1 protein-coding gene is annotated in these 9,513 nt (G+C 61.6%); it reads left to right on the top strand.

Annotated features, from left to right (window positions below; genetic code table 11):
• On the top strand, positions 1–9,513 hold a 9,513-nt coding region (locus tag JOY50_RS28365; RefSeq protein ID WP_405046019.1), incomplete at both ends, for an immunoglobulin-like domain-containing protein.

The raw sequence follows: 9,513 nt of genomic DNA, 5'->3' as shown, positions 1-9,513 counted from the left end.
ATTCGGAGCTGTACTTCAAGCTGACCGATGGCACGACGGTCGTTGTGGCCGCCAACAGCACCACTGGCTCGGCCACTGCAACCGCACCGGATAACGTCTATGTCGGCGCTAATCAGCCGGTGGTCAACGCTATCGACGCCGTCAGCGGCGCGGATGCGTGGAAATTCGAAAACCTGAACCTGGACAAGACCCCGGTCAGCACCCAGGTCACCGATGAGCCAGGCACCCCGGGCAACGAAGGCGACCTGGTCAAGGTCACTATCACCGCCGACCAGACGTCGGTGGCGGAAAACGTCAAACCGACCTTCACCGTGCACATCAACACCGCCCTGGCCCACGACCTGGTCGTGACCCTGAGCAACAATGCTCAGGTCACCATCAAGGCCGGTGAGACCAGCGCACCGTACACCCACGATGCGCAGGGCGACGACGTTTACCAGGATGCTGGCGAAATCAGCCTGGGCATCAAGTCGGCGGTAGACGCTACCGGTGCTGCCTTCGAGAACCTGCAGTTGGGCGGTGACGCTTCGGTCAAGGTGACCGACACCATCGACGAGGTCGTGGCCAAGCTGACCGCAACGCCTTCGGTTACCGAAGGCGGCGAGATCACCTACACCATCACGCTGACCAACAAAGACGGCCTGCCGATCAACAACCATTCGGAGCTGTACTTCAAGCTGACCGATGGCACGACAGTCGTTGTGGCCGCCAACAGCACCACTGGCTCGGCCACTGCAACCGCGCCGGATAACGTCTATGTCGGGACTAACCAGCCGGTGGTCAACGCCATCGACGCCGTCAGTGGGGCGGATGCGTGGAAGTTTGAAAACCTGAACCTGGACAAGACCCCGGTCAGCACCCAGGTTACTGACGAGCCAGGCACTCCAGGCAACCCAGGCGGCACCAACGAAGGTGACCTTGTCAAGGTCACCATCACGGCCGACCAGACTTCGGTGGCCGAGAACGTCAAACCGACGTTCACCGTGCACATCAACACTGCTTTGGCTCACGATTTGGTTGTGACCCTGAGCAACAATGCGACCGTGACCATCAAGGCCGGGGAAACCAGCGCGCCGTACACCCACGATGCGCAGGGTGACGACGTTTACAACGACGCTGGCCAGATCAGCTTGGGCATCAACTCGGCTGTAGACGCCACTGGCGCTACCTTCGAGAACCTCGAGCTGGGCGGTGCGGCTACCCTTCAAGTCAGCGACACCACCGACGAAGTCGTGGCCAAGTTGACCGCCACGCCTTCGGTGACCGAAGGCGGCGAGATCACCTATACCATCACCCTGACCAACAAAGATGGTCTGCCGATCAATAACCACGGCGCCCTGACCTTCACGCTGAGCGACGGCAAAACCGTCATCACCGTACCGGCCAATGGCACCAGCGGTTCGATCACCGTCACTGCTCCGGACAACGTCTACGTCGGCAGCAACACTCCGGTAGTGCAGTCGATCGCGACCGTTGCGGGCGCGGATGTCGGCAAGTTCGAGCAACTGACCCTGGACAAGACCCCGGTCAGCACCCAGGTTACTGACGAGCCAGGCACTCCAGGCAACCCAGGCGGCACCAACGAAGGCGACCTGGTCAAGGTCACCATCACGGCCGACCAGACTTCGGTGGCCGAGAACGTCAAACCGACGTTCACCGTGCACATCAACACTGCTTTGGCTCACGACTTGGTTGTGACCCTGAGCAACAACGCTCAGGTCACCATCAAGGCCGGTGAGACCAGCGCGCCGTACACCCACGATGCGCAAGGCGATGATGTCTACAACGATGCTGGCCAGATCAGCCTGGGCATCAACTCGGCTGTAGACGCCACTGGCGCTACCTTCGAGAACCTCGAGCTGGGCGGTGCGGCTACCGTTCAAGTCACCGACACCACCGACGAAGTCGTGGCCAAGCTGACCGCAACGCCTTCGGTTACCGAAGGCGGCGAGATCACCTACACCGTCACCCTGACCAACAAAGATGGTCTGCCGATCAACAACCACGGCGCCTTGACCTTCACGCTGAGCGACGGCAAAACCGTCATCACCGTACCGGCCAATGGCACCAGCGGTTCGATCACCGTGACCGCGCCGGACAACGTCTACGTCGGCAGCAACCCAGCAGTGGTCAACTCCATCGCGACTGTTGCGGGCGCTGACGTCGGCAAGTTCGAGCAACTGACTCTGGACAAGACTCCGGTCAGCACCCAGGTCACTGACGAGCCAGGTTCGGGCACTCCGGGCACCGGTAACCAGGGCGACCTGGTGCAGGTCACGATTACTGCCGGCCAGACCTCGGTGGCCGAGAACGTCAAACCGACGTTCACCGTGCATATCAACCAACCGCTTGCTCACGACTTGATTGTGACCCTGAGCAACAACGCTCAGGTCACCATCAAGGCCGGTGAGACCAGCGCGCCGTACACCCACGATGCGCAAGGCGATGACGTTTACAACGACGCCGGCGAAATCAGCGTTGGTATCAAGTCGGCGGTAGACGCTACCGGCGCCACCTTCGAAAACCTGGAGTTGGGCGGCGCTGCGAAAGTGGATGTCACCGACACCACTGACGAAGTCGTGGCCAAGCTGACCGCGACGCCTTCGGTTACCGAAGGCGGCGAGATCACGTACACCATCACGCTGACCAACAAAGATGGTCTGCCGATCAACAACCACGGCGCCTTGACCTTCACGCTGAGCGACGGCAAAACCACCATCACCATCCCGGCTAACGGTACAACCGGCACTGCCACTGTCACGGCTCCCGACAACGTCTACACCGGCACTAACGCTGCGGTCGTGAAGGCCATCCAGTCGGTCACGGGCGCTGATGTCGGCAAGTTCGAGCAACTGACCCTGGACAAGACCCCGGTCAGCACTGCCGTCACCGACGAACCAGGTTCGGGTACTCCGGGCACTGGCAACCAGGGCGACCTGGTACAGGTCACCATCACCGCCGATCAGACCTCGGTGGCGGAGAACGTCAAACCGACGTTCACCGTGCACATCAACACCGCCCTGGACCACGACCTGGTTGTGACCCTGAGCAACAATGCTCAGGTCACCATCAAGGCCGGTGAGACCAGCGCGCCGTACACCCACGATGCGCAAGGCGATGATGTCTACAACGACGCTGGCCAGATCAGCTTGGGCATCAAGTCGGCGGTGGACGCCACTGGCGCGACCTTCGAGAACCTGGAGTTGGGCGGCGCTGCGAAAGTAGATGTCACCGACACCACCGACGAAGTGGTGGCCAAGTTGACCGCCACCCCTTCGGTCACTGAAGGCGGCGAGATCACCTACACCGTCACCCTGACCAACAAAGATGGTCTGCCGATCAACAACCACGGCGCCTTGACCTTCACGCTGAGCGATGGCAAGACCGTCATCACCGTACCGGCCAATGGCACCAGCGGTTCGATCACCGTCACTGCTCCGGACAACGTCTACGTCGGCAGCAACCCAGCAGTGGTCAACTCCATCGCGACTGTTGCGGGCGCTGACGTCGGCAAGTTCGAGCAACTGACTCTGGACAAGACTCCGGTCAGCACCCAGGTCACTGACGAGCCAGGTTCGGGCACTCCGGGTACCGGTAACCAGGGCGACCTGGTGCAGGTCACGATTACTGCCGACCAGACCTCGGTGGCCGAGAACGTCAAACCGACGTTCACCGTGCATATCAACCAACCGCTGGATCACGATCTGGTCGTGACCCTGAGCAACAATGCGACCGTGACCATCAAGGCCGGTGAGACCAGCGCGCCGTACACCCACGACGCGCAAGGCGACGACGTTTACAACGACGCTGGCCAGATCAGCTTGGGCATCAAGTCGGCGGTGGACGCCACTGGCGCTGCCTTCGAAAACCTGCAGTTGGGTGGTGACGCTTCGGTCAAAGTGACCGACACCACCGACGAAGTGGTGGCCAAGTTGACCGCCACCCCTTCGGTCACCGAAGGCGGCGAGATCACCTACACCGTCACCCTGACCAACAAAGACGGCCTGCCGATCAACAACCACGGCGCCTTGACCTTCACGCTGAGCGACGGCAAGACCGTCATCACCGTACCGGCCAATGGCACCAGCGGTTCGATCACCGTCACTGCTCCGGACAACGTCTACGTTGGCAGCAACACTCCGGTAGTGCAGTCGATCGCGACTGTTGCAGGCGCGGACGTCGGCAAGTTCGAGCAACTGACCCTGGACAAGACTCCGGTCAGCACCCAGGTCACTGACGAGCCAGGCACTCCAGGCAACCCAGGCGGCACCAATGAAGGCGATCTGGTCAAGGTCACCATTACCGCCGACCAGACTTCGGTGGCCGAGAACGTCAAACCGACGTTCACCGTGCATATCAACCAACCGCTGGATCACGATCTGGTCGTGACCCTGAGCAACAACGCTCAGGTCACCATCAAGGCCGGTGAGACCAGCGCGCCGTACACCCACGACGCGCAGGGCGATGACGTTTACAACGACGCCGGCGAAATCAGCGTTGGTATCAAGTCGGCGGTAGACGCTACCGGCGCCACCTTCGAAAACCTGGAGTTGGGCGGCGCTGCGAAAGTGGATGTCACCGACACCACCGACGAAGTCGTAGCCAAGTTGACCGCCACTCCTTCGGTCACCGAAGGTGGCGAGATCACCTACACCGTCACCCTGACCAACAAAGACGGCCTGCCGATCAACAACCACAACGCTCTGACCTTCACGCTGAGCGACGGCAAGACCGTCATCACCGTACCGGCCAATGGCACCAGCGGTTCGATCACCGTGACCGCGCCGGACAACGTCTACGTCGGCAGCAACCCAGCAGTGGTCAACTCCATCGCGACTGTTGCGGGCGCTGACGTCGGCAAGTTCGAGCAACTGACTCTGGACAAGACTCCGGTCAGCACCCAGGTCACTGACGAGCCAGGTTCGGGCACTCCGGGCACCGGTAACCAGGGCGACCTGGTGCAGGTCACGATTACTGCCGACCAGACCTCGGTGGCCGAGAACGTCAAACCGACGTTCACCGTGCATATCAACCAACCGCTGGATCACGATCTGGTCGTGACCCTGAGCAACAATGCGACCGTGACCATCAAGGCCGGTGAGACCAGCGCGCCGTACACCCACGACGCGCAAGGCGACGACGTTTACAACGACGCTGGCCAGATCAGCTTGGGCATCAAGTCGGCGGTGGACGCCACTGGCGCTGCCTTCGAAAACCTGCAGTTGGGTGGTGACGCTTCGGTCAAAGTGACCGACACCACCGACGAAGTGGTGGCCAAGTTGACCGCCACCCCTTCGGTCACCGAAGGCGGCGAGATCACCTACACCGTCACCCTGACCAACAAAGACGGTCTGCCGATTAACAACCACGGCGCCTTGACCTTCACGCTGAGCGACGGCAAGACCGTCATCACCGTACCGGCCAACGGCACCAGCGGTTCGATCACCGTGACCGCTCCGGACAACGTCTACGTTGGCAGCAACACTCCGGTAGTGCAGTCGATCGCGACTGTTGCAGGCGCGGACGTCGGCAAGTTCGAGCAACTGACCCTGGACAAGACCCCGGTCAGCACCGCCGTCACCGACGAACCAGGTTCGGGCACTCCGGGCACTGGCAACCAGGGCGACCTGGTACAGGTCACCATCACGGCCGACCAGACCTCGGTAGCGGAAAACGTCAAACCGACCTTCACCGTGCACATCAGTACCGCCCTGGCCAACGACCTGGTCGTGACCCTGAGCAACAACGCCACGGTTACCATCAAGGCCGGCCAGACCAGCGCGCCCTACGAGCACGCTGCCCAAGGCGACGACGTCTACAGAGACTCCGGTGAAATCAGCCTGGGTATCAAGTCGGCAGCCGACATCGGTGGCCGTACCTTCGAGAACCTGCAGCTGGGCGACGCGGCGAAGGTCAACGTCACCGACACCACCGACGAAGTCGTGGCGAAACTGACCGCGACCCCGTCGGTCACCGAAGGCGGCGTGATCACCTACACCGTGACGCTGACCAACAAAGACGGCCTGCCGATCAACAACCACAACGCTCTGACCTTCACGCTGAGCGACGGCAAGACCGTCATCACCGTACCGGCCAATGGCACCAGCGGTTCGATCACCGTGACCGCGCCGGACAACGTCTACGTCGGCAGCAACCCAGCAGTGGTCAACTCCATCGCGACTGTTGCGGGCGCTGACGTCGGCAAGTTCGAGCAACTGACTCTGGACAAGACTCCGGTCAGCACCCAGGTCACTGACGAGCCAGGTTCGGGCACTCCGGGCACCGGTAACCAGGGCGACCTGGTGCAGGTCACCATTACTGCCGACCAGACCTCGGTGGCCGAGAACGTCAAACCGACGTTCACCGTGCATATCAACCAACCGCTGGATCACGATCTGGTCGTGACCCTGAGCAACAACGCTCAGGTCACCATCAAGGCCGGTGAGACCAACGCGCCGTACACCCACGACGCGCAGGGCGATGACGTTTACAACGACGCTGGCGAAATCAGCGTTGGCATCAAGTCGGCGGTAGACGCTACCGGTGCGACCTTCGAAAACCTGGAGTTGGGCGGCGCTGCGAAAGTGGATGTCACCGACACCACCGACGAAGTGGTGGCCAAGTTGACCGCCACCCCTTCGGTCACCGAAGGCGGCGAGATCACCTACACCATCACCCTGACCAACAAAGATGGTCTGCCGATCAACAACCACGGCGCCTTGACCTTCACGCTGAGCGACGGCAAGACCGTCATCACCGTACCGGCCAACGGCACCAGCGGTTCGATCACCGTGACCGCGCCGGACAACGTCTACGTCGGCAGCAACACGCCAGTGGTGCAGTCGATCGCGACCGTTGCGGGCGCTGACGTCGGCAAGTTCGAGCAGCTGACCCTGGACAAGACGCCGGTCAGCACCACCGTGACCGACGAACCAGGTTCGGGTACTCCGGGCACTGGTAACCAGGGCGATCTGGTACAGGTCACCATCACCGCCGACCAGACCTCGGTAGCGGAAAACGTCAAACCGACCTTCACCGTGCACATCAACACCGCCCTGGACCACGACCTGGTTGTGACCCTGAGCAACAATGCTCAGGTCACCATCAAGGCCGGTGAGACCAGCGCACCGTACACCCACGATGCGCAGGGCGATGATGTCTACAACGATGCTGGCCAGATCAGCTTGGGCATCAACTCGGCTGTAGACGCCACTGGCGCTACCTTCGAGAACCTCGAGCTGGGCGGTGCGGCTACCGTTCAAGTCACCGACACCACCGACGAAGTCGTGGCCAAGCTGACCGCGACCCCTTCGGTCACCGAAGGCGGCGAGATCACCTACACCGTCACCCTGACCAACAAAGATGGTCTCCCGATCAACAACCACGGCGCCTTGACCTTCACGCTGAGCGACGGCAAGACCGTCATCACCGTACCGGCCAACGGCACCAGCGGTTCGATCACCGTGACCGCGCCGGACAACGTCTACGTCGGCAGCAACACGCCAGTGGTGCAGTCGATCGCGACCGTTGCGGGCGCTGACGTCGGCAAGTTCGAGCAGCTGACCCTGGACAAGACGCCGGTCAGCACCACTGTCACTGACGAGCCAGGTTCGGGCACTCCGGGCACCGGAAACCAGGGCGACCTGGTGCAGGTCACCATTACTGCCGATCAGACCTCGGTGGCGGAAAACGTCAAACCGACGTTCACCGTTCACGTCAACCAGCCGCTGGATCACGACCTGGTCGTGACCCTGAGCAACAATGCTCAGGTCACCATCAAGGCCGGCGAAACCAGCGCGCCGTACACCCACGACGCGCAGGGCGATGACGTTTACAACGACGCTGGCGAAATCAGCGTTGGTATCAAGTCGGCGGTGGACGCCACTGGCGCGACCTTCGAGAACCTGGAGTTGGGCGGCGCTGCGAAAGTAGATGTCACCGACACCACCGACGAAGTGGTGGCCAAGTTGACCGCCACCCCTTCGGTCACTGAAGGCGGCGAGATCACCTACACCGTCACCCTGACCAACAAAGATGGTCTGCCGATCAACAACCACGGCGCCTTGACCTTCACGCTGAGCGATGGCAAGACCGTCATCACCGTACCGGCCAATGGCACCAGCGGTTCGATCACCGTGACCGCGCCGGACAACGTCTACGTTGGCAGCAATCCTGCAGTGGTGAACTCCATCGCGACCGTTGCGGGCGCGGATGTTGGTAAGTTCGAACAGCTGACCCTGGACAAGACTCCGGTCAGCACCCAGGTCACTGACGAGCCAGGCACTCCAGGCAACCCAGGCGGCACCAATGAAGGCGATCTGGTCAAGGTCACCATTACCGCCGACCAGACTTCGGTGGCCGAGAACGTCAAACCGACGTTCACCGTGCATATCAACCAACCGCTGGCCCACGACCTGGTTGTGACCCTGAGCAACAACGCTCAGGTCACCATCAAGGCCGGTGAGACCAGCGCGCCGTACACCCACGACGCGCAGGGCGACGACGTTTACAACGATGCTGGCCAGATCAGCCTGGGCATCAACTCGGCTGTAGACGCCACCGGCGCTACCTTCGAGAACCTCGAGCTAGGCGGTTCGGCTACCGTTCAAGTGACCGATACCACCGACGAAGTGGTGGCCAAGCTGACCGCAACGCCTTCGGTAACCGAAGGCGGTGAGATCACCTACACCATCACCCTGACCAACAAAGATGGTCTGCCGATCAACAACCACGGCGCCTTGACCTTCACGCTGAGCGACGGCAAAACCGTCATCACCGTACCGGCCAACGGCACCAGCGGTTCGATCACCGTCACAGCCCCGGACAACGTCTACGTTGGCAGCAACCCAGCAGTGGTCAACTCCATCGCAACTGTTGCGGGCGCTGACGTCGGCAAGTTCGAGCAGCTGACCCTGGACAAGACGCCGGTCAGCACCACTGTCACTGACGAGCCAGGTTCGGGCACTCCGGGCACCGGAAACCAGGGCGACCTGGTGCAGGTCACCATTACTGCCGATCAGACCTCGGTGGCGGAAAACGTCAAACCGACGTTCACCGTGCACATCAACCAACCGCTGGGCCACGACCTGGTCGTGACCCTGAGCAACAATGCTCAAGTCACCATCAAGGCCGGTGAGACCAGCGCACCGTACACCCACGATGCGCAGGGCGACGACGTTTACAACGATGCCGGTGAAATCAGCGTTGGCATCAAGTCGGCGGTAGACGCTACCGGTGCGACCTTCGAAAACCTGGAGTTGGGCGGCGCTGCGAAGGTGGATGTCACCGACACCACCGACGAAGTGGTGGCCAAGTTGACCGCCACCCCTTCGGTCACCGAAGGCGGCGAGATCACCTACACCATCACCCTGACCAACAAAGATGGTCTGCCGATCAACAACCACGGCGCCTTGACCTTCACGCTGAGCGACGGCAAGACCGTCATCACCGTACCGGCCAACGGCACCAGCGGTTCGATCACCGTGACCGCGCCGGACAACGTCTACGTCGGCA

Origin of the sequence: Pseudomonas sp. BP01 (assembly GCF_022760795.1) — a bacterium.
GTDB classification, from domain to species: Bacteria; Pseudomonadota; Gammaproteobacteria; order Pseudomonadales; family Pseudomonadaceae; genus Aquipseudomonas; species Aquipseudomonas putida_Q.
This window is presented reverse-complemented; position numbering and strand designations above follow the sequence as displayed.